Origin of the sequence: Ktedonobacter robiniae, from assembly GCF_016587375.1 — a bacterium.
GTDB classification, from domain to species: Bacteria; Chloroflexota; Ktedonobacteria; order Ktedonobacterales; family Ktedonobacteraceae; genus Ktedonobacter; species Ktedonobacter robiniae.
The window spans coordinates 1,575,152-1,597,303 of the sequence record NZ_BNJG01000003.1 but is presented as its reverse complement, the minus strand read 5'-3'; the positions used below and the strand labels follow the sequence as shown (position 1 = coordinate 1,597,303).

The following is a 22,152-nucleotide window of genomic DNA, read 5'->3' as shown; positions in this document are numbered from 1 at the left end:
TTCTCCGGTCAAAAATCAAGCAAGCATGCCCGCCTGGTATGAAGCCAGACGGGTATGCTTGCTTAAGCCTGAGTGTGATGACAGGTTAGGGAATAACGGTTATGAGTTGGACCGAGGCGCTGTGGCTCCCCGTCTTGTCGACGAGATCAACGCCGTACTGGCCGTGCCAGAGTTCCTTGGCGTCTTTCAGATCATAGGCGATGAGCTGGCGATTTGCCCCCTGGGTGTAGAGCACGCCCTCGTTAATACTTGAGGGATCGGCCACTACATCTTTTTCCCAGCTCGTCTTCCCGGTCGCGCCATCCAGTATATACAACGAGTATGAGAGGATCTTACCGTTGGTATGATCATATGTTCCCTGGCTGAAGCTGACATAGCCACCCCCAGCAATGGGCGCATAAAGATCAGTATCATAATCATTGTGCCAGACTTCATGCCCCTGGGCGTCTAGCGCGTGGAGCGTGGAGTGCGGGGCAAAGGGATTACGCTCAAAGAAGTAGATATGCCCATCAGCGACGACTGGCGCGACATTGATCCAGTTCTGGGTGGGGAACTTCCAGCGTTGCTGTCCATCCTTCGCATTGAAAGCATAGACATAGCTTTGCAGCGACATTCCTCCATGGTGCTGGCTTACGGCCGCAGAAGAGGCATAGACCGTGTCATCGGTGACCTGCACACCATTAAGCACCTGCTCTTGCGCATTGATGGTAGAGGTCCAGATCCGCTTGCCGGTTTTAGCATCGACCGCGAAATAGGTCCTCTCCAGCGCTCCATAGAGCACACCCTTGCTGACGACTGGCGCGCTACTATCATAAATGGTTCCATCGACAAGCGCACTGGCCCCACTCGCATATGTCCACAACTGCTTGCCTGTATTAGCATCGAACGCGAAGACTGTTCCAGCACGATTGAATACATAGACCTGGCCATCAACAATCACGGGAGTTGTGAGATAACCCAGGTTGGCCGGGCTGCTCTCTTTTTGAAATTTGACCAGAACCGGCTTGAGATTGGTGCTCCAGCGAACCTTACCCGTTATGGCATCCAGGGCAATAAGCTGCGGTTGATTAGTTGCATCGTTCATAGCGCTGGCGTACACGGTGTTTCCATATACAGCGGGATTCACTGTAGAGCCAGGGCTCTTATAGCTCCACAAGGACGCATGAGTATGAGAATCCAGTTTACTGATGGCAGTTGTAGACCAATCGGCCAGATAGGTAATATAGATGCCCGAAGAGTCTACTACTGGCGTCGCAGTTGCCTGTACCTGGCCAGCGGTATTACTGGATGTCTGGGCGACATTCTTTTTGCCAGCCATGTTAAAGACAAAGGCCGCACTACCTACAATGACTGCGACAACTATGACCGCGACGAGCAAGCTCAAGGTACGCTTGATGCTGCTCCGTGATGAGATCTCTACATCTTTTTTTTTCAATTTACGCTTCCTTTGTTGTATCTCTTGGAGAGAGAAAGGCTGAGAAGCGGTTTTAACATAATCTTGTGAAGCGCGCTCGCGTTTGATACTCTCCAGACGCTCCCAGGCACGCTGCAAGGATTGGGCATTGGCATGGGCATCTGCCTGGTGCTCCTGACGTAACGCCTGTACCAGGTGTTGATCGATGGGCGCAAGTGACGCGGCTGGATGCTCGATTTGTTGATCCAGGTGCTCGGGAATAAAGGATGTGTCTTCGTGACTCACAGGGTGCCTCCTTTCTCGTTACGGGTATAGAGCGTGCGTAGAAGCTTGAGCGTGCGGTGCAGCGTCATGCGCACCGCCGCCTCGCTTTTATCAATCACGGTCGCGATTTGACCACAGGTGAGGTCATGTCCGAACCGCAAATGGACGATTTGACGTTGGAGCTCCGGTAATTCTTGCAAGAGAGTGTGTAACGTCTGCCGTTCCTCATGTTTGAGGGCCATACGCTCGGGCGCCTGCTCCTCGCTCTCGTAGAGCACATCTTCGACCTTCGCGAGCTCAATGCTCGCGCGATACTTGCTACGACGGCGATAATCGACAACCTTGTTGCGTGCAACCGTCCAGATCCAGGCGGCGACACGCTGCTCATCCATACTTGCCAATGCGCTTTTCTCCATGGTTGCCAGAAATATATCGACCAGCAGGTCCTCCGCGTCCTCACGCGAAGGGACCTGCCGTAGAAGATAGGCGAAAATGACCGGGGCATAGCGTTGATATAGGGCGGCATCCGTTACCTGCGCAGACGTGATCGATAATTGCTTCATAGGACATCCTTATGCTATTTGAGATCTCGCCTATAATAATCGCATGGGACTAGAAAACATAACAGATTCTGTTACTCAGGTTATAAAGGTAGTCTGAGCTTGACTTTAGCATGCACATTTTTCCCAGCATGAAACGGGAAAAATGGCTATTGCGTGTAGAGCAAAGAGTTATAAAGAGATATAATGTCTTTGCAACCTGCATACAAACACATAAATCCGTGCAGTTGAAAGGAGATCTCGATGGAGATCGGAATGATTGGAATTGGGCGCATGGGAGCCAATATGGCTAAGCGCCTCTTGAGGGCTGGACATAAGTGTGTCGGCTATGCCAGACGCCAGGAAACAGTCCAGGCTCGTATTCAGGATGGTTCAATCAGCGATGGTGCAACTTCGCTACAAGACCTGGTGGGCAAGCTTCAGCCAAGGCGCGTCATCTGGATTATGGTACCCGCGGCCTCAGTCGACGCTACACTGGAGACACTCGTCCCCTTGCTAGATAAAGGTGATATCATCGTTGATGGCGGCAACTCCTACTATCGCGATGATATTCGCAGAGCCGATATGCTTGAGAAGCATGGCATCCATTATGTGGATAGCGGTACCAGCGGCGGCGTCTGGGGCCTCGAGCGTGGCTACTGCCAGATGATTGGCGGCGAGGACGAAACAGTTGCCTACCTTGATCCCATATTTAAGGCTCTGGCACCTGGCAAAGAGTCCACGCCACCTACACCGGAACGCGGTCAGAAGGGTGGCACCGCTGAGGAGGGCTATCTCCACTGTGGTCCCCATGGCGCCGGTCACTTTGTCAAGATGGTCCATAACGGTATCGAATATGGCATCATGGCCGCATACGCCGAGGGTTTCGGTATTCTGGAGAAGGCTAACATCGGCAAGAATACACACGAGATCGATGCCGAGACCGCTCCTATAGACCCTCGCTTCTACCAGTACGACATCGACGTTCCGGAAGTCGCTGAGCTCTGGCGACGTGGTAGCGTGGTTGGCTCCTGGCTGCTGGATCTGACGGCGCATGCCCTGCTCAAAGATCCCAACCTCTCACAATTCCAGGGACGCGTCTCCGACTCGGGTGAGGGCCGCTGGACGGTGCAGGCCGCTATCGATGAAGGCATGCCCGCGCACGTTCTCAGCGCCGCGCTCTTCTCGCGCTTCAGCTCGCGCGGTGAGGGCGATTATGGCAACAAGATCCTCTCCGCCATGCGCTTCGAGTTTGGTGGTCACCACGAGAAGGAATCCAAATAACGCTCTCCATTTGACATAAAGGATTGTGGTGCGGTCAGTTGACCGCACCACAATCCTTTATGTGGTAAGGGTGGTGTGCATAGATATAGTAGCATGTAAGAAAGAGAACAGAGGCGGAGCCAGGCATACACGGTCCTTATCTTAATCTCATACATTAATCCCTGGCCCGCGCGAAAGGCAGAAAGCACATGGAAGGCGTCAAGAATTATCTATCAGATATGGATGGGGTGCTCGTGCGTGGCTCCACGATTGTTCCCGGCGCAGCAGAGTTTGTGAAGCGCCTGCGTGACCAGGAAATTCCCTTTCTGATTCTAACCAATAACTCACAATATACTCCTCGCGACCTCCAGGTACGCCTGGCCTATATCGGCCTGGATGTGCCCAAAGAGTCTATCTTCACATCCGCGCTCGCCACGGCACAGTTCCTGCACTCTCAGCGCCCCAGCGGACGCGCCTATGTCATCGGCGAGTCCGGCCTGACGACGGCCCTGCACGATATCGACTATATCATCACCGACCAGGACCCCGAGTATGTCGTGATTGGCGAGACCACGACCTATAGCTTCCAGCGCATCACCCAGGCCATCCGCTTCATCATGAATGGCGCACGCTTTATCGCGACCAATCCCGATCCCATGGGACCAGGTGAGGGCGGGACCGTCCCCGCTACCGGCGCCGTGGCGGCCCTCATCAGCGCCGCTACTGGCATCAAGCCCTACTACATCGGTAAACCCAACCCACTGATGATGCGCACCGCTCTGCGCAAGCTCAACGCCCATTCCGAGGAGACTGTCATGATTGGCGACCGCATGGATACAGATATGATCTCAGGCATTGAGAGTGGCCTGCGTACCATTTTGGTCCTCACCGGAGTCACTTCCCGCGAGCAGGTCGAGCGCTTCCCCTACCGCCCCACCTGGATTCGCGACTCCGTCGCCGACATAGAAATATAATAAGTGAAGGTTTTGTGGCGTCTTTGGTGTCACAAAACCTTCGCTATGTAGAAATATATCTGTGGCTGAGGTACAACCAACTAGTTAGCGGCCTGGAGGAAGGCGCGAATGAGAGGGTGGACAACCTGCTTAAAAGCTGAGCGCTCCGGTTGGAAGAGAGTACCGATATAAAAGGGATGCCGCTCAAGCTCAATGATGCGGGCCTCGCCCTGCTGGTCTCTACCGCTGATATGCATACCGCCCCGCTCAAGCTCCGGCCAGAATTGCGCATTTGGTCCGTAGTTACAGGTACCATACTGTTCAGTGGCCTCGCTTACTCCATAGATGCTCGCCACATGCGAGCCAGGAGAGAGATGGCAGGTAGTAATAACTCCTGTGTTAGAGCAAGCTAGCGGCGTAATCAGGAGCACGGCGGCATCGGGATGCTCCTCTGCATGGTCCGCCTCACGGATGCCTAGCACATTGCGCGCATACTCAATAAGCATATGCTGGCAGCCACCACAGGTCCCCAGCGTAGGAATCAGCCTCTCGCGCGCATATTGTAGAGCCTTCAAAGCTCCATCCATACTTACATAGGGAGTATTGGGAATAAACCATAAAGCCTGATAGCCTACCAGCTTCTCTTCGACATCCTGCTCAAATAGAGATGTCTCCAGCCACTCCGCCTCATATTGACAACCAAGGTCATTAGCCGCCAGGGCCAACGCCTGGGGAATGGCGATATGTGCCTGCACCTCGGGCTTATACTCACCAACCAATCCAATACGAATCATCTTTTTCGCGTCCTTTCTTTTTCACTGGCGCAGATCATACACCACTCAAAAAAAGAAGACACCGCCCAGAAGAACGATGTATTCGTGTGCTATCCCTGGTATACTAAAAGACCCGGCCCGCTTCTAGCGTACGCGACTACTTGGCTCAGGCGAGGTGCTGGCGGGTGCGGCAGAGCAGGAGAAAGACGCTGAGCGAGGCCACACCACAGAAGGCAATAACCAGGGACATGGGCAAAGCCGTCTTGCCGCCGCCCAGGCCCACCAGCGGCGCAACCAGAGCCCCAATCGCGTATTGCAACATCCCCAGCAAGGCCGAGGCGCTACCCGCGATACGTGGATGATCGGCCAGGCCCAGCGCAGCCGAGTTGGGCATAACCAGGCCCTGGCTGGCTACGATGATAAAGAACGCTGGGAGGATGCCAACCAGTCCTACACCACTCACGGCCACGAGCAACAGAGCGAGGCCGCCAAAGGCCACCGAACTCAGGCCGCATGTAAGCAACCCTCGCGCCGAGACGCGACCTACGAGTCTGCCATTGATCTGCCCGGCTACGACGATGCCCAGGGCATTGATACCAAAGAGCACCCCAAAGAGTTGGGGCGAGACCCCATAGATATCCTGCAAGACAAAGGATGAGCCAGAGATATAGGCAAACATGGCGGCGAAGGAGAGACCACCCGCCAGGGCATAACCGATAAAGAGACGATCAGAGCACAAAACGCGGAAGGCGGAGAGTGTTGCCGCAAGCCCACCCGTCTGGCGCCGCTCCACGGAATGCGTCTCCTTGAGACCAAAGGCGGAGAGCAAGAAGAGGACCACGCCAATAATCGCCAGGGTCACAAACACGCCCCGCCAGGAGGTAAAGCGCAACAACTGACTACCAATGATTGGGGCAAGAATAGGTGCCAGGCCATTCACCAGCATGAGCAGCGAGAAGAAACGCGCCGCCGCCACTCCTGAATACAGGTCACGCACCACAGCACGTGAGATAACAATGCCAGCCGCGCCCGCAAGCCCCTGCACAAAGCGCAGCACTGCCAGCGTAAATACCGAGGGGGCGACAACGCACAGGAGAGAGGCGACCGCGTACAGCGCAACACCAATAAGGAGCGGGCGTCGACGTCCAGCCGCGTCACTAAGAGGACCAGCGATAAGTTGACCAGACGCCAGTCCCAGCAGGCAGGTACTCAGGGTAATCTGTACCTGGGAGGTACTGGCACTAAAGTCATGTGCCAGGGCCGGTAGCGAGGGCAAATACATATCCATTGAGAGCGGTCCAAACGCGCTCAAGGCCCCTAAAATAATGACGACCAGCGCCCCACTGGGCACATATGGTAGTTCTTTATCCTTCTGCAGTGCTTTAGATATCTCCTGCTTTCCACCCTCCTCTCCACGCGCAGAGGAAAACCGTGTATCCATATCGGACATCCTACCTCCAACCTGGGAATTATCAATGAGAAATGCATATATTTGAGAGGGCGGCTCGGCGCTGCTAAAGCACGCGTCTACATATCATGCCTCATATGTAGACGCGTGCTTTAGCAGCGCCGGCTAACCTATTGAAGTTAATAAATGAAGTCTATCATCCCCTTTCCCCACTCGCAAGCACGCCTCAGGAGGGAATAGATGAGCGTATGGCGCTGGCATACGCTCATCTATTCCCTCCTGAGTATTGTAGGCGCAAAAGGTCAACTCAAGACAGGAAGGTGTATCCAGCCCTGGCAGAAAGCAGCCTGAGATTGTAGACTATAGTATAGACAGGAGTAAATAAGGAGGAACCTATTTTGAGTAGCAAACTAGCCTGGGGTATTTTGGGTACTGGCAGGATCGCTGGCGTCTTCGCCAAAGGTCTGGCCAATTCAGAGACGGGAACACTGGTCGCCGTTGGCAGTCGTAGTCAGGAAGCAGCCGATGCCTTTGGCGCGCAATGGAGCGTAGGGCGCTGCTACAGCAGCTATGAGGAGCTGCTGGCCGACGAGCAGGTTCAGGCGGTCTACATAGCCACGCCGCATCCTCAGCATGCGCAATGGGCCATCCGCGCCGCGGAAGCCGGGAAACATATCTTATGTGAGAAGCCCATCGCGCTTAACCATGCCGAGGCGATGGCTATTGTGGAGGCGGCCCAGCGCCACCAGGTCTTCCTGATGGAGGCCTTTATGTATCGCTGCCACCCACAAACACAGAAGCTGCGCGAACTGTTACAGGAGGGAACGATCGGCGACATTCGCGTGATACAGGCCACCTTTAGCTTTAATGCGGGCTTTAATCCCGAGAGCCGACTCTACAACAATGCGCTGGGAGGCGGCGGCATCCTCGACGTTGGTTGCTACTGCGTCTCGATGGCACGCATGGTCGCGGGCATCGCCAATGGCAAAGACTTCGTCGAACCCACACAGGTGAGCGCCGTGGGCCAGGTTGGATCCACAGGCGTTGATGAATATACCGTGGCCTCACTCAGCTTCCCGGGTGGCGTGCTGGCACAGCTCTTCACCGGCATCCAGGTAAATGGAGACAACAACGTACGCATCTTTGGCAGCAAGGGATCCATCACCATCCAGTCGCCATGGCTTCCCGAGCGCGGCCAGGCATACCTGCTCGTAGAGAAAAATGGGCAGAGCGAGAGAATCGATGTTGAGAGCGAGGTAGACTTGTATGGCAACGAAGCCGATACCGTTGCCGCCTACCTGGAGCAGTTGCAAGCGCCTGCCATGAGCTGGGAGGACACGCTTGGTAATATTCAGACGCTTGACCGCTGGCGCAAGGCCATCGGTGTCGTCTATGAGGCGGAGAAACCTGAGGGGAAGACCCTGACGGTAAGCCAGCGTCCCCTGCGTGTCCGCTCGGATGCTAGCATGAAGTATGGGAGTCTGCCCGGCGTGGAGAAGCCCGTCTCCCGCCTGGTCATGGGTGTGGACAACCAGACCGAGTGGCCGCATGCCTCAGTTATGCTGGACGACTACTTCGAACGCGGCGGCAATTGCTTCGATACCGCCTTCATTTATGGCGGCGGCGCCTGCGAGAAGTTGCTGGGACAGTGGATCGCCAATCGCGGCATTCGCGAGCAGGTGGTTATCCTCGGCAAGGGCGCACACACGCCATACTGCACGCCTGAATGGATCGTCAAGCAGCTTGATATCAGCCTGGGGCGCCTGCGCACAGACTACATCGACATCTATATGATGCATCGCGACAATCCAGAGATTCCTGTAGGCGAATTTATCACTGTCCTCAACGAGCAGAAGAAGGCCGGACGTATACGTGTCTTTGGCGCATCCAACTGGTCCATTGAGCGCCTGCAAGAGGCCAACCAGTGGGCCGCGGAACATGGACTGACCGGCTTTTCCGCCCTCAGCAATAACTTCAGCCTTGCGCGCATGATCGATCCCGTGTGGGCAGGCTGCATCTCGGCCTCGGATGCAAGTTCTCGTGCCTGGCTCACGGAGCACAATATGGCCCTGATGCCCTGGTCCAGCCAGGCTCGCGGCTTCTTCACCGGGCGCGCAAAACCGGAGGATCACTCCGATCCTGAACTCGTCCGCTGCTGGTATAGCGAGGATAACTTCCAACGTCTGGAGCGCGTCAACCAGATGGCCCGTGAGCGCGGCATTCAGCCAATCACCCTGGCCCTGGCCTACGTGCTGAACCAGCCCTTCCCAACCTTCCCCCTGATCGGGCCACGTGCCCTCTCGGAGACACGCACCTCGTTCGAGGCCGTGAACATTACCCTCACACCTGAGGAGGTTCGCTGGCTCAACCTTGAGGCATAATAGAGTCTAGAGCATGAAGCGGGCATTGTGGCAATTAGCCACAATGCCCGCTTCATGCTCTAGACTCTATTACTGAGTAACATCAGTTAAAGGTCAGTGTTTCAACCAGGTAGGTTGCGTTCGTTGCGACTGGCTCACAGGAGGGCAAGATTTTGAGCAGATAGGGTGTACCAGACTTTGGCATCAGGGACACCGTTGTGTCTCGTTCCTGCGTCTGACCAGCATCGAGTGAGAAGCCATGCTGCGTCAATGTTCCTGGAGGACCTCCTGACAACTTCTGACCCGCTCCGCCCTGAATAATCATGCTCGCATACATACTACTACAGGCGGTGGCCCCATTATTGGCCACTGTAAAATACCAGGTAGTATTCTGTTGAGCCGGATCCACAACGACCTTTATTAGCGTCAAAGCCAATTGCGCCTGGCAAGAGGTGAGGCAGGTCAGCGAGCGGTTAAAGCTGTAGGTTTTGGGTATATCATCACTCCCCACCATTGACGATGTAGTAGGCGTCACTGTAACCATGGAGGTTTCGGCGAACTTATTTTCCTGGATCACAGTTACTACAGGCGAAGGAGTATGTCCTGGCAAGCCTGGAAGTGCGATAGCTGCCTGGTTGTTCACCGTCACCTGAGGGTGCAGAAATAAGGCATAGACCGCGACCCCACTCATCACAAAGGCGACTGTCAGCATAGCCGTGAGTACACAGTGCATGATCAGGCTTTTACGCTGCTGCAAGCCCTTATTCCGGCTATTGTTTACCAGAAACTGTGTGACGCCAGCGGCGGCCGAGACAATAGATATGACCCCCGCAAGGGTCGCGATAAGATCTGTAATTCTCATGAAATATTCCCTTCCAACATTTCCCCACAACCAGAATCGGTATGTGCATTTCAACACTTGTAGAAACGAAAAAGAAAGAAAAAATAACACAATTTTTCAAAAACTTCAAAAAAAGCATAGAGAATCGGCGTGTGCCGATTCTCTATGCTTTTTTTTGAAGTTTTTTTTATTCTTCGCGCAGATATAGCTCAATCACTGGGATGAGCACATCGGGACGCTGGCTGGGAAGCTCGAGCGTCAACACATCGGGCGTGACGCCCGAAGGGGTGGTATGACTACCGGCGAGTGTTCCATCGTGAAAACGGATGCGCGATCCATCGTGCAGGAAGCGAGCGAAGCGGACTTTGCCTGCCAGCCCTTCTAAAAAGAGGTGGGTCATGGGCCAGGAGAAGAGATGCACATACAGGCGGTCGCCACGTTGGGTCAGGCGACAATCGGGAGGTGCGGCAAACGAGCTGGCGCTGGCGCCATAGATCGCTGGTCCATGGCGCTTCATCCATGCTCCCAGTTCTCCTAGAATCACCTGTGAGCGTGGATCAATCTCGCCGCGAGCCGTGGGGCCGGTGTTCAAGAGCATATTGCCGCCCTTGGAAACGGCGTCGATAAGCAGGCGTGCAAGCAAATCAGGCGACTTCCAGTCCAGATTGTCGCGGTCATAGCCCCAGCTACTGGTGATCGTCTGGCAGGCTTCCCAGGTAACGCGGCGCCCATCGACCTCGATCCAGCCTCGCGGTTGCACCTGTTCAGGGGTGACAAAATCAGCCGCCGCGGGCAGGTCGAGGCGATTGTTCAGCAGGATATCAGGCCTTAGCTGGCGCACCAGTTCCAGCAGTTGATCAGATTGCCAGTCATCGCGCCCCTTGCCTTTAGCCCAACCCCAATCACTCTCGGGATAGGAGAAGTCAAACCACATAACATCAATTGGGCCATAGTTCGTCAACAACTCGCGCACCTGGCCTCTGAGATACTCCAGATAGATACTTATATCCCTTGATTCCGTCCTCACAGCCTGGTCTTCGCGCCTAGGGTGAAAACCGTCCAGGGGAAAGTGAGGATGGTGCCAGTCGATAAGCGAATAATAGAAACCCACGCGCAGGCCCTCAGCACGAAAAGCCTCTACCCACTCGCGGATTAAATCACGACCTGCTGGTGTGTTGGTAGCCTTATAATCCGTCAGTTGTGTATCCCACAGGCAGAAGCCATCGTGATGCTTGGTCGTGATGACCGCGTACTTCATGCCCGCCGCCTTCGCGATCTTTGCCCACGTGGAAGGATTGTAAAGATCAGGATCGAAGGTCTCGAAATAGGTCTGGTATTCCTCCTCGCTGATCTGGTCCATGCTCTTAGACCATTCAGCCAGTCCCCCACGCCCATAGCGTGCAATCGCCGAGTAGATTCCCCAGTGAATAAAGAGGCCAAAGCGATCATGCGTAAACCAGCGTGCGCGCTCTGGTACGACTGCCTGATTGGTACTCGCATCTATGGTAGTCATCGATTCCCTCCACCTTATTGTTGAAGTTCTATACGTACACGTTGCTCTCGACCGTTACCTGGCCCAGGCAGGACCAGATGGATAACAGTACTCTTGTAATGACTCTGGGCGCATCTCGATGCTATAGCCTGGCTCAGTAGGGGCAAGATAGTGTCCACCTTGCAGGCGAACCGGGTGCAAAAAGTGCTCATGCAGGTGCGCGGCATATTCCAGCATTCGCTGCTCTATGGTGCCACTGATAGCGATATAATCAAGCATGGCGAGGTGCTGCACATATTCACACAACCCTACGCCGCCCGCGTGTGGACAAACCGCGACCCCGCATTTGGCTGCCATCAGGAGCACAGCCAGCACTTCATTGACCCCACCGAGCCGACAGGCATCAATCTGGCAGACGCCAATCGCGCCAGCCTGTAGCAGTTGCTTGAAGACGATGCGATTCTGTACATGCTCGCCTGTCGCGACATGGATGGGTGCGAGCGCCTGGGCGATCCTGGCATGCCCTAGAATATCGTCCGGGCTGGTTGGCTCCTCGATCCACCAGGGCTGAAATTGTGCCAGGTCCCGCATATGCTCTATAGCTTCGTCTACCTCCCAGACCTGGTTCGCGTCCATCATCAGGAGGTTCTGCGGGCCAATCTCTTCGCGCATGATGCGCGCACGCCGTGCATCGTCCTCGGGACTTACGCCAACCTTGAGTTTAAAGCGCGTCCAGCCCTCTGCCAGAGCGGTGCGGCATAGATTTCGCATATGCTCATCACTATATCCCGACCAGCCTGCCGAGGTAGTGTAAGCGGGATAACCCTTACGCAGCAACTCGGCCTCGCGTTCGGCCTTCCCTGGGGCCTGGTGCTGCAACAATTCAAGCGCCTCTTCAGGAGTTAAAAGATCGGTAATATAGCGAAAATCAATGCAGCGTACCAGTTCTTCGGGCGTCATATCCGCGACCAGCTTCCAGAGCGGTTTTCCCTCGACCTTGGCCCACAGATCCCAGACCGCATTGACCAGCGCGGCGGTCGCCAGGTGAATAACCCCCTTCTCTGGCCCGATCCAACGCAACTGGCTGTCACCGGTAATAGAGCGCCAGAAGGCCCCCATATCGGCAGTGAACTCTTCCAGTGCATGCCCTTCTACCAGGTAAGCAAGGGCCTGGATCGCGCCCACCACGACCTCGGTACCTCGGCCAATGGTGAAGGTCATCCCATGGCCCTCCAGGCCGGTGGGTTCATCGGTGCGCAACACGACATACGCAGCCGAGTAGTCGGGATTTTTGTTCATTGCATCTGAGCCATCCAGGCTCCGCGAAGTGGGAAAACGCACATCGTGAACCTGAATAGCTGTGATTTTTACTGCCAAAGCGCACACTCCTTATAAACGCGAAATCTAACAGATAGCATGTTACAGACAAGAAGCCAAAAATAAGTATGATATATTTCTACTAGTTTCTACACACAAAGTGTACTTGCTTACTAGAGCCAGGCCAGGATAAAACCCTGGTTTTTGTATCTCACGGCCTTATGCTCCTTTTTCAGGGCACATAAAAGGGTATACCATGCTCATTCTGGGCTGTCAAGTGCGCAAAATGGTACAGAGGGTGTTCATTATCCACTTAGCAAATCTCGCCACGTATGTTATACTTATTTCAATATATCTGTCATTACCAATAATATAAGTCAGACTTAGCAATGGCTGTATGGAGCATACATTGCATCGAGACTGAACTGACATAGCTGTTTGCTATAGCGGGTGAGGAGCAGCGACGTGCTAGCGGAAGAGAATGCTGGAGGGCCAGGGCTGGAGACAGCCTATCGCCCCCAATATCAACAGGTTGCGGAGCATATCATTGATTTTATTGTGGCCTCCAGGCTCAAACCTGGCGAGCGCCTACCTACGGAGCAGGCCCTGGGCGAGCGCTTCGGTGTGAGTCGTAGCGTGGTCCGTGAGGCGGTCAAATATCTCACGGCCACAGGCCTGGTCGGGGTACGCAAGGGCTTTGGTGTGTATGTCGCGGGCCAGACCCCTGGTACCCTGCATCTCTCACTTGCTGTCGAGCCAGACCAGGTACAGGCGCTTTTCGAGTTTCGTGGCCAACAAGAGATGCTTACTACACGCCTGGCTGCTACACATATTACCCTGGCTGAACTCCGCGAACTGGAGCGCCTGATCGCCGCGAACTGGCGAGCCGCTGAAGGAGAGCAGCTCGATACGTTTATTCTCAGCGATAACCAGTTCCACCAGGCCATAGCCCAGGCCACACATAATCCCTTCTTTATCGAAACGATCAAGAATGTTATTAGCTTACAGCGCTGGGCCGTCAAACTGGCGGTAGGCGGCTATCCTGGCTCTTTACGCGAGTCTGCACAGCAGCATATAGCGGTCTTTGAGGCCTTACGTAACGGCCAGGGAGAAGAGGCAGTTCACGCCATGCAGCAGCACATTGATTCTGTCTATCAGGCCTATCGCCAGGAGGTCAAGCGCCGCCTGCTGAATGACCAAACATACGAACTAAGAGGAGGCAAGGATGTTTTCGCTACACAATAAAGTCGCCTTTATTACAGGGGCAGGTTCTGGCATTGGCGAGGCTATTGCGCGCTTGTTCGCCAAACAGGGCGCGCAGGTCATCATCGCTGATCTCCGCCTGGATGCTGCTGAGCGGGTCGCAGCGGAGATTAAGGCCGAGGGTGGGCAGGCTCAGCCACAGGAGCTAGATGTGGCCAACACTTCCCAGGTACAGGAAGCATTCGCGGCTATCGTCAGGCAGTATGGTCGTATCGATATCGCCGTAAATAACGCGGGCATCAGTCATGTGGGTACGATTCTAGAGACTAGCGACGAAGACTGGGAGCGCGTGATGAATGTCAACGCCGGGGGCGTCTTCCGCTGTGCACGCGAGGCGGTGCGCCAGATGCTCAAGCAGGAGCCAAAGGGCGGCACGATTATTAATATCTCCTCGGTCGCGGCCCAGATAGGCGTTGAACAGCGCCTTCCCTACTCGGCAAGCAAGGGCGCGGTGCTTTCTCTGACCCGCAGTATCGCCGTTGATTTCGTGCAACAGGGCATTCGTTGCAACGCTATTTGTCCCGGCACTGTCCATTCTCCCTTCGTAGAAGGCTATCTCCAGCGCAACTTCCCCGGACGCGAGGATGAGGTACGCCAGTCACTCCACGCGCGTCAACCAATTGGGCGCATGGGACGCCCAGACGAAATCGCCTCCGCCGCACTCTACCTGGTCTCAGAGGAGGCGGCCTTCGTCACCGGAAGTGCCCTGGTCATTGATGGCGGCTGGACTGCCAAGTAGTTATTATATATTTATGCAATCAAATGACTAATATTGTTTTGCACGCCGCATTCATAGGAGGCACCATGGGAAACGCGCTTACACTACGTCCACTGGGAAAAACAGGTTTACAGGTACCCGCGCTCTGCATTGGCTGCGCCGAACTGGGTAATATGCCCGAAACCTTCGACTATTCCGTAAGTGAGGAACAGGCCCTCACCACTATTCGCACCATCTTTGCCGGCCCCATTCCCTTTGTCGATACCGCCGCCTCATATGGTGATGGCGAGAGCGAGCGCCGCATTGGCCTCGTCCTGCGCGAGCTTGGCGGTTTGCCTGCTGGCTTTGTGCTCGCCACCAAGTCTGATCGTGACCTGACAAGTGGTGATTTCAGCGGAGCACAGATACGCCGTAGCGTGGAGCGTAGCCTACGTCTGCTTGGCCTGGAGCGCCTACAACTCTGCTATCTACATGATCCAGAACACATCGGCTTTGAAAAATCCATGGCCCCTGACGGCCCCGTCGAGGTTATGCGCCAGCTTCAGGCCGAGGGGGTAATAGAACATATTGGTATCGCGGGCGGCCCCATCGACATGATGACCAGCTTTGTGGAGACCGACCTCTTCAGCGTCGCGATCTCGCACAACCGCTACACCCTGCTGGAGCGAGAGGCCTCACCCTTCTGGGACGTCTGCCAGACACATGGAGTCGCCGCCGTCAATGCCGCTCCCTATGGCTCAGGTATCCTGGCCAAGGGGCCTTCAGCCTACCCACGCTATATGTATGGGCAGGCGTCAGAAGACATGCTCAAACAGGCATTCGCCCTGGAGAAGCTCTGCCAGGAATATGAAGTACCACTGGCGGCGCTGGCACTCCAGTTCTCCCTGCGCGACCCACGCATTACCTCCACTATCGTCGGTATCTCTAAACCCGAACGCCTGGAACAGACGCTGGCCCTGGCCCAGTATTCCATTCCAGAAGAACTCTGGCTGAAGGTAAAGGATGTCACCCATGCCTGATTTCGCCCTCATAGACACCCATGTCCACCTCTGGCAACGTGACCAGCTTGAACGTTCCTGGCTGGCAGGGGATGCCACGCTTGACCAGGACTATGGCCTCGCTGAATTTACCCAGGCTACCAGTATACAAGCGGTAGAGGCCTTTGTCTTCGTCGAGACAGGGGTTGAGCCAGCCCAGGCACTCGCCGAGGCCTCCTGGGTAGTAGAGCTGGCACAACAGGATAAGCGGCTGCAAGGAATTGTAGCCGCTGCTCCTCTCGAACTTGGAGCAGGAGCAACACAACACTTACAGGTCCTTACCACGCTTGGCCCCTTGATCAAGGGTGTGCGGCGCAACGTTCAGGGCGAAGCCCTCGGCTTCTGCCTCTCGCCGAACTTTCTCGAAGGGGTTCAACTCCTGGCAGACTATAACTTCTCATTCGACCTCTGCATTCGTCATGAGCAGCTTCCAGAAGTCATCCAGCTGGTGGAGCACTGTCCCCAGGTGCGCTTTATCCTCGACCACCTGGGGAAGCCCGCCATCGCCAGGGGAGAACGCGAACCATGGCGTAAGCAACTAAACGAGCTTGCGCGACATCACAACGTGGCTTGCAAGATCAGCGGCGTGGTAACCGAGGCCAACCACAGCACCTGGAAACCAGATGATATCAAACCCTACATACACGATGCCCTCAACGCATTTGGTGAAGAGCGCGTCTTATTTGGCAGCGACTGGCCAGTCATGCTCCTAGCAAGCTCCTATACGCGCTGGGTCGAGACCCTCGATGCCCTGACCAGCGAGCTCTCGACCACGGCCCGCGAGAAGCTCTGGCGCGCCAACGCCCGCCACTGGTATCGCCTGGAGGCTTGAACCCAGCTGGTAAATAGGATGCAATGTGAGCAATTGGCGCGATAGCCACAGAATGGCTTGGCCTACCCCTCTACCTTTGCTTCTATGGGTTGATTGATCTCCCAGAGGTTGCCTTCTGGATCGGCAAAGTGCGCCGTGCGCAACCCCCAGGACTGGTCAGTTGGGGGTCTGAGGAACGTGACTCCCTCTGCCTTGAGCACCTCATATGCGGCGTCGACATCCTCAATACTGGCAGCCAGAACAACGCGAGAAGCTCCATCAATCTTGAACGTATTGGGATCCGCGCCCAGCAGGTCTGCGGCACCTGAGAGCGAGAGCAGGATCAGGTGCCGTTCTTGCAGAAGGAAAGTGGAAGAATTGGCATCACTCCCCATATACGGAAGTTTGAACGTATCTCGATAAAACTTCGTACAGCTGGCCAGGTCTCGGACGAACACTACCGTCGCGATTATTCCGTTAATCATGTTTTCTACCTCTTTTACTTTCTTCTCTGTCGAGTCAGAACGGAAGTCCATGAGCGTGCATCATGCCCCTCTCCCGAGTAGAAAGTGGCAGGCACGTCTGTGCTCGACAAAGAACAGTCTAGCAGAGAAGAAGGCGCAAAACTTCTCCAACCTTGCTCTTTTTTATTTCCACCTCTTACCGGTAACTTTGTTGTTTTGGGATTTTGCTCCTTTTGCTCGAGCAGATTCACCTGTTCAGGTGTCTTTATGCAGTTGTGAATGTTAACTCCAGGCAACACGTCGACGAATAAAGCGTGCCAACGGCTCGTGAAAGGTCTCCCAGACCTGTTCCGTCCTCAATAACATACGCAACGACATCCCTTCGCTCTAAAATAACTTGCCCTTTGTTTAGAGAGATGCGACAGCGACTAAAAGGACGCATGTCGATCTTGTAGGGTCCATGCAAGCATGGACCCTACAAAGGACTGATTTCAATCCTTATTGCAGATAATGCTATCTCACCTAGATAAAAAGTCCATTACGAATTTATCGCTTGTGCCACTGTTTTTCTTCGATTTTCTTCTCTATACTGTTCTATAGAGGCAGGTTTATCTGGAAAGTCCGATGAGTATGGCCCTGTCTCTACACTCTTGCTCGCGCTATGACCGCGCGCCCGGTTCTCAGGCTCATCCCTTCACGAGCTCAAGTAAAGAGCTTTTATCCCAGATAGGTACAGTGCCGTCCTATCTATTATCGTCCAAGGAGATGCAACATGAGAAAGTTTTTTATCCCCATTTCTATCGCCGCACTTCTAGCTCTTGTTATTGCCGCTGTTAGCTTAACATCACTACACACGGATGTTCAGGCAGCACGAGTTGAGCATGACAGAGTTGTACACGTCGTTGAACATGCCATCACGGATACTGTTGTGGATGTCGGTCCTAAGGGTGACTCGGTGGGCGACCTGCTTCCCTTCGCTAATCCTGTCTTTGATGCCGCCAATAAACATAAAGTCGGTAGTGATAATGGTAACTGCGTACGCACAGTCGTGGGAACAGCCTATGAATGCACCTGGACAACCCTGCTCACCGGAGGACAAATCACGGTCGAGGGGCCTTATTACGATAGTGGCGCCGACTCTATGCTCGCTATCACTGGCGGGACTGGTATCTACAAAAATGTGCATGGCGAGATGCGGTTGCACGCACGTGGAAATCCCGTGGGTTCAGAGTACGACTTTATTTTCAACCTCGATTAATTGTCACGGCCACTACAGAAAGGATTCTATGTATGGCTCGAACTCCCCTTATGCGTGCGCTACAAAGGCTTGTTAGTGAACATGCAGAGGCCTCAGACAGAGGAGTCTCCGTCGAGGAGGTACGTCAGCAGCGACGAGCAGACCTGAACCGCCGCCAATTTCTCAAAGGCTCAGGCGCCGTCGTTGCGGGACTGACACTCGCCGACCTCGCCGTTCCCAGGGTGCACGCGACCAGTACCCCGGGCTCCCATATCGTAGGTTCGCCACGCATCGCCATCATTGGTGGTGGCATCGCTGGCTTGAACGCCGCTCTGACGCTCCAGAATGCCGGTTATGCCTCTACTGTATATGAAGCTTCTTCCCGCGTCGGTGGACGCATGCGCTCCAACACCACAACCTGGGCAAATGGACAGACCAGCGAATGGTGCGCTGAGCTAATCGATAGCTCACACAAGACCATCCTGCAACTCACGCAACGCTTTAACCTACAAACGGCTGACCTGTTGTCAGCTCAGCCTAATGGTTCAGAAGATACCTATTATTTCTTTGGCAAGTACTATCCCCAATCACAGGCGGATAGTGACTTCCAGCAGGTTCATAATGTCTTGCAAGAACAGATCCAGCAGGCGCCCTTTCCCACGCTCTACAATAGCTATACCGCCTTTGGGCAACAGCTCGACAATACCAGTGTCTACGACTGGATTGAGCAATATGTGACTGGCGGCCACGCCTCCAATATGGGGCAGCTACTGGATGCGGCCTACAACATCGAGTATGGGCGCGAGACCAGAGATCAAAGCTCTCTCAACCTGGTGTATCTACTCGGCTACCAGGCCACACCGGGTAATTTCAGCATCTTTGGCAAATCCAATGAGCGCTATCACATTGTAGGAGGAAATGAGCAACTTCCAGCGGCTATAGCCAACGCGCTTCCCACCAGTTCAGTGAAGCTCAACACGCGTATGGCAGCGATCACGACCAACGCTAATGACAGCATTACGTTGACGCTCTCATCCCCCACGGGTACTCAAACGGCCATCTACGACCGCGTGATCCTGACCCTGCCGTTCAGCGTCCTACGTACGCTAAACTACAGCCAGGCCGGTTTTGACAGCCTCAAGAAAACGGCCATTACCCAGCTTGGCTATGGCACGAACTCCAAGCTCCAGTTGCAGTTTGATACGCGCTACTGGAACAGTACCGGGGCTTGGCCGGGGATCAGCAATGGCAATATCTATACGGACGTAGGCTTCCAGAATACCTGGGATGTGACGCGTGCCCAACCTGGTGCGACGGGCATCATTGTTGATTACACGGGCGGTAATATCGGCGCCGCGTATAACCCGGCCTCGCCCTACTCTACCAGCAGCGACCCCAAGATTCAGGATTATGCTCAGACCTTTCTGGCACAACTGGAGACAGTATGGCCCGGCATCAGTCCTCACTATACCGGCAAGGCGACCTTGAGCTATCCTACCGGCGATCCCAATCTTCTCGGCAGCTACTCCTGCTGGCGCGTCGGCCAGTACACCCTCTTTAGCGGATACGAGAAGGCGCGCCAGGGCAAGATCCACTTCGGCGGCGAACACTGCTCCATCAATTATCAGGGCTTCATGGAAGGAGGGGCTCAGGAGGGTGCACGAGCGGCCAACGAGATCCTGAGCGATTACAAACAGGGCATCTTCCCCTAAATAAGCATCCCTACTTGTAGGGTCCAGGCTAGCTTGGACCCTACAAGGCTTCTGATTGGACATTCAAGGTATGTGCGGCGCATTGCTTCCGTGTTTTTTCTCGAGATCTCATAGTTGTGTTAAGTGTCAGTCATTTTCACATTGGCTCGCAAGGGCAGCGCATCCAGTAGCAGAGGTCACCCGTACTATTTATATGCATACTACTTTTCAAGGAGGACACGGGTATGTACTGTAATGCTTGCGGTAAAAAGGTGAAGGATGGCGCGCACTTCTGCGAAAACTGTGGAGCGTCACTCAGGGAACCTAATGCTATCGCTTCCTACGCGCCTCAAGCCCCTGGAAGGCACAGTAGCGGGAACGTGGCAGATCCTTACAAGGACCAGATCGCCGCGCTCAAGCTTGAGATCAAGCAGCTCAAACTTGAGCTGAAACACGTAACCAGTGGCATGTCTAATACGCGCTCACAATACTATCAGACCGCCGCGTTTGTGCCTCATGGCCTGCTCAGGCTTGGCTACAAATGGTTCGAGGATCTCCGCCTGCTGGGCCCACAGCAGCAGAAACAACGCCTACAGCAAGAGGTTATGCGCCTGGAACAGGAGCTGATCGACCTGCAACAGGCCCAGATGGAATGGAAAACAGGGAGACAAGGCTAGCCTCATCTCCCTGTTTTTTTCATGCTCAAACAAAATGTTAGGCCTGAGATGGCTCGCTCAAAACATCAGCCGAGGCCTCTTCGACAGGGTTCAAGTTGAGTTCAACCACTACGTCTTTGTTACGCTTCTCGCTCTGCCCCCATATAAAGAAGACAATAGCGAGCAGCAGAATCACCACCAGCGGCGTAAACTGCGTCAACTCATACGTCAGACGAGTCAACCCCTTGTAGTTTGCCACGGTATCGTCGGTGGGAATCAAGATGAAGTAGGTCGCAACTCCCGCGTACAGGAAGGTCAGGATTGTAACGACCCATGCCCCGACCATACCTCCTGGAACCTTGTACACGCGCTTCACCTGGGGATACTTGTAGCGCAAGATGAGGAAGGCTGGGAAGACGAAGAGATAGGCCATCGTCGCCGTTGAGATGGAGAAACCAAGCACCAGGGTAAAGAGCGTCGCGATATTGGGATCGCTCGAGAATGAGTTGACAACAATCGCGGCGGCCATGGCAATCGTGGCAACAATGCCCGACATAGTATTGACAACTATAGGCGTGCCAAACCTGCTGCTGAAGCGTCCCAGGAAGACAGGCGCAGTGCGATCAAGTGAGGCAATCGCGTACGTGCGATCGGCACCAATCAGCCAGGTACCACCACTGGAGGCCAGACCGATAACCAGTGCCAGGGCCACCAGGAGCCCCAGGCCAGTAGCTACCGGGGCAGGAAGCACGCCAGAAACCACTTTAAAGGCACTCAAGAAACCTGTCGCGTTTGAGAGCTGTGATTTTGGCAGGGTAAAGAGAATGATGGCGATAGGAATGGCATAGGCCAGCGCCACACAGATGCCTGCACGAATGATAGAACGAGGAATGTCTCGCTGAGGATTATGCATCTCCTCGCCTGCTCCGTTCTGCGTCTCAAAACCAGCCCAGTTAAAGATCAGCACAGGAAGAATAACACTAAAGATCACACCTAAATTGCCCGTAGGTACGAGATCGCCCAGCCCCAGATGCTCACCTGAGGAATGATCGCCAAAGAAGAAGACCAGTGCCAGAATACTAAAAACGGCGAAGAGCGCCAGTTTGGCGTAGGAGCCAAGAAGCGCCAACCACTTGCCCACGTGCAACGAGGTGATGGCGCACCAGGTCGTACCCCAGATAAAGGCGAGGGCTACACCCATCTCCAGAAGCGCGTCGCTCAACGCACTCCCACCCCAGAGAACATCGGGATTGCCGAACCAGAAGGTCTTAATAGCGGCGATAGAGGTGACTGCCAGGGTGCCACCAACCCACAGCGGATTAGATATCCAGTAGAGAATTGATGCGATGGCACCATAGAAGCGCCCACCTGCCAGTTTACACCACTCATAGACTCCTCCCTCTTGCGGGAAGGTGCTGCCCATTTCAGCGGTCAGCAGGCCATAGGGAATGAGGAAGGTGACTGCGGAGATCAAGAGCCAGGTTAAGGCCTGGCCACCATTGGAAGAGACCGCGCCAAGTGTATCTACATTGATAATGGCGGCGATGGTGTAAAAGACCAGGTCGAAAAGACGAAGTTCTTTACGGAGCTTCTTCTTTTCCTGTAGAGTTGCCTCGGTGGTGACTTCGCGGATACTCGTGTCCATACGAAT

19 protein-coding genes are annotated in these 22,152 nt (G+C 54.6%); 10 read left to right on the top strand and 9 right to left on the bottom strand.

Annotation, left to right across the window (positions count from 1 at the left end):
• Nucleotides 1–85: 85 nt before the first annotated feature.
• Both JMJ04_RS39440 and JMJ04_RS39435 read right to left on the bottom strand, forming a co-directional pair.
• Nucleotides 86–1,699 (bottom strand): PQQ-like beta-propeller repeat protein, encoded by a 1,614-nt coding sequence (locus JMJ04_RS39440; RefSeq protein ID WP_201375837.1) that lies wholly within the window; start codon nucleotides 1,697–1,699, stop codon nucleotides 86–88.
• A complete protein-coding gene (locus tag JMJ04_RS39435; RefSeq protein WP_201375836.1) occupies nucleotides 1,696–2,241 on the bottom strand; it encodes an RNA polymerase sigma factor in 546 nt (181 codons plus the stop codon). Before JMJ04_RS39435 ends, JMJ04_RS39440 begins: the two co-directional genes overlap by 4 nt.
• A 240-nt stretch (nucleotides 2,242–2,481) precedes the next feature.
• Between JMJ04_RS39435 and gnd the strand changes: the two genes are divergently transcribed.
• Nucleotides 2,482–3,501: a phosphogluconate dehydrogenase (NAD(+)-dependent, decarboxylating) gene (gnd, locus tag JMJ04_RS39430; RefSeq protein WP_201375835.1), complete on the top strand. Its 1,020-nt coding sequence runs from the start codon at nucleotides 2,482–2,484 to the stop codon at nucleotides 3,499–3,501.
• Nucleotides 3,502–3,689: 188 nt separating this feature from the next.
• The gene (locus tag JMJ04_RS39425) at nucleotides 3,690–4,454 is read left to right on the top strand and encodes an HAD-IIA family hydrolase (RefSeq protein WP_201375834.1); all 765 of its coding nucleotides are present in this window, start codon (nucleotides 3,690–3,692) and stop codon (nucleotides 4,452–4,454) included.
• Nucleotides 4,455–4,534: 80 nt separating this feature from the next.
• Here JMJ04_RS39425 and JMJ04_RS39420 read toward each other — a convergent pair whose 3' ends face one another.
• Complete coding sequence (locus JMJ04_RS39420; protein ID WP_201375833.1) at nucleotides 4,535–5,227, bottom strand: CTP synthase C-terminal region-related (seleno)protein; 693 nt, start codon at nucleotides 5,225–5,227, stop codon at nucleotides 4,535–4,537.
• A gap of 145 nt (nucleotides 5,228–5,372) precedes the next feature.
• On the bottom strand, nucleotides 5,373–6,647 hold the full coding sequence (locus tag JMJ04_RS39415; protein WP_201375832.1) for a Bcr/CflA family multidrug efflux MFS transporter: 1,275 nt from the start codon (nucleotides 6,645–6,647) through the stop codon (nucleotides 5,373–5,375).
• Between the two features lie 365 nt (nucleotides 6,648–7,012).
• On the opposite strand from JMJ04_RS39415, the gene JMJ04_RS39410 reads away from it, so the two are divergent.
• Nucleotides 7,013–8,995 (top strand): aldo/keto reductase, encoded by a 1,983-nt coding sequence (locus tag JMJ04_RS39410; RefSeq protein WP_201375831.1) that lies wholly within the window; start codon nucleotides 7,013–7,015, stop codon nucleotides 8,993–8,995.
• An 82-nt stretch (nucleotides 8,996–9,077) separates the two neighbouring features.
• On the opposite strand, the gene JMJ04_RS39405 is transcribed toward JMJ04_RS39410, so the two are convergent.
• From JMJ04_RS39405 to JMJ04_RS39395, 3 genes are all read right to left on the bottom strand, one after another.
• A complete protein-coding gene (locus JMJ04_RS39405) occupies nucleotides 9,078–9,836 on the bottom strand; it encodes a hypothetical protein (protein WP_201375830.1) in 759 nt (252 codons plus the stop codon).
• A gap of 166 nt (nucleotides 9,837–10,002) precedes the next feature.
• Nucleotides 10,003–11,328 carry an alpha-L-fucosidase gene (locus tag JMJ04_RS39400; RefSeq protein ID WP_201375829.1) on the bottom strand — a complete coding sequence of 442 codons (1,326 nt, stop codon included), beginning with the start codon at nucleotides 11,326–11,328 and terminating at the stop codon, nucleotides 10,003–10,005.
• Nucleotides 11,329–11,382: 54 nt separating this feature from the next.
• The gene (locus JMJ04_RS39395; protein ID WP_201375828.1) at nucleotides 11,383–12,684 is read right to left on the bottom strand and encodes an L-fuconate dehydratase; all 1,302 of its coding nucleotides are present in this window, start codon (nucleotides 12,682–12,684) and stop codon (nucleotides 11,383–11,385) included.
• A 405-nt stretch (nucleotides 12,685–13,089) separates the two neighbouring features.
• Here JMJ04_RS39395 and JMJ04_RS39390 point away from each other — a divergent pair, with 405 nt between their 5' ends.
• From JMJ04_RS39390 to JMJ04_RS39375, 4 genes are all read left to right on the top strand, one after another.
• Nucleotides 13,090–13,869, top strand: coding sequence for a FadR/GntR family transcriptional regulator (locus tag JMJ04_RS39390; RefSeq protein WP_201375827.1), 780 nt, complete (start codon nucleotides 13,090–13,092; stop codon nucleotides 13,867–13,869).
• Nucleotides 13,850–14,626 (top strand): SDR family NAD(P)-dependent oxidoreductase, encoded by a 777-nt coding sequence (locus tag JMJ04_RS39385; RefSeq protein WP_201375826.1) that lies wholly within the window; start codon nucleotides 13,850–13,852, stop codon nucleotides 14,624–14,626. Before JMJ04_RS39390 ends, JMJ04_RS39385 begins: the two co-directional genes overlap by 20 nt.
• 65 nt (nucleotides 14,627–14,691) lie before the next feature.
• Nucleotides 14,692–15,624: an aldo/keto reductase gene (locus tag JMJ04_RS39380; protein WP_201375825.1), complete on the top strand. Its 933-nt coding sequence runs from the start codon at nucleotides 14,692–14,694 to the stop codon at nucleotides 15,622–15,624.
• Nucleotides 15,617–16,474 carry an amidohydrolase family protein gene (locus tag JMJ04_RS39375; RefSeq protein ID WP_201375824.1) on the top strand — a complete coding sequence of 286 codons (858 nt, stop codon included), beginning with the start codon at nucleotides 15,617–15,619 and terminating at the stop codon, nucleotides 16,472–16,474. The genes JMJ04_RS39380 and JMJ04_RS39375 overlap by 8 nt, the downstream gene beginning before the upstream one ends.
• Nucleotides 16,475–16,536: 62 nt before the next feature.
• On the opposite strand, the gene JMJ04_RS39370 is transcribed toward JMJ04_RS39375, so the two are convergent.
• The gene (locus tag JMJ04_RS39370; protein ID WP_201375823.1) at nucleotides 16,537–16,938 is read right to left on the bottom strand and encodes a VOC family protein; all 402 of its coding nucleotides are present in this window, start codon (nucleotides 16,936–16,938) and stop codon (nucleotides 16,537–16,539) included.
• Between the two features lie 751 nt (nucleotides 16,939–17,689).
• Here JMJ04_RS39370 and JMJ04_RS39365 point away from each other — a divergent pair.
• The 3 genes from JMJ04_RS39365 to JMJ04_RS39355 all read left to right on the top strand — a co-directional run bounded on the left by JMJ04_RS39365 (nucleotide 17,690) and on the right by JMJ04_RS39355 (nucleotide 20,522).
• Nucleotides 17,690–18,175, top strand: a complete 486-nt coding sequence (locus JMJ04_RS39365) for an allene oxide cyclase family protein (protein WP_201375822.1) — start codon at nucleotides 17,690–17,692, stop codon at nucleotides 18,173–18,175.
• Between the two features lie 32 nt (nucleotides 18,176–18,207).
• Nucleotides 18,208–19,866 (top strand): FAD-dependent oxidoreductase, encoded by a 1,659-nt coding sequence (locus JMJ04_RS39360; protein ID WP_201375821.1) that lies wholly within the window; start codon nucleotides 18,208–18,210, stop codon nucleotides 19,864–19,866.
• 224 nt (nucleotides 19,867–20,090) lie between these two features.
• On the top strand, nucleotides 20,091–20,522 hold the full coding sequence (locus JMJ04_RS39355) for a zinc ribbon domain-containing protein (protein ID WP_201375820.1): 432 nt from the start codon (nucleotides 20,091–20,093) through the stop codon (nucleotides 20,520–20,522).
• Nucleotides 20,523–20,559: 37 nt separating this feature from the next.
• On the opposite strand, the gene JMJ04_RS39350 is transcribed toward JMJ04_RS39355, so the two are convergent.
• On the bottom strand, nucleotides 20,560–22,146 hold the full coding sequence (locus JMJ04_RS39350) for an APC family permease (RefSeq protein ID WP_201375819.1): 1,587 nt from the start codon (nucleotides 22,144–22,146) through the stop codon (nucleotides 20,560–20,562).
• Nucleotides 22,147–22,152: the final 6 nt, after the last annotated feature.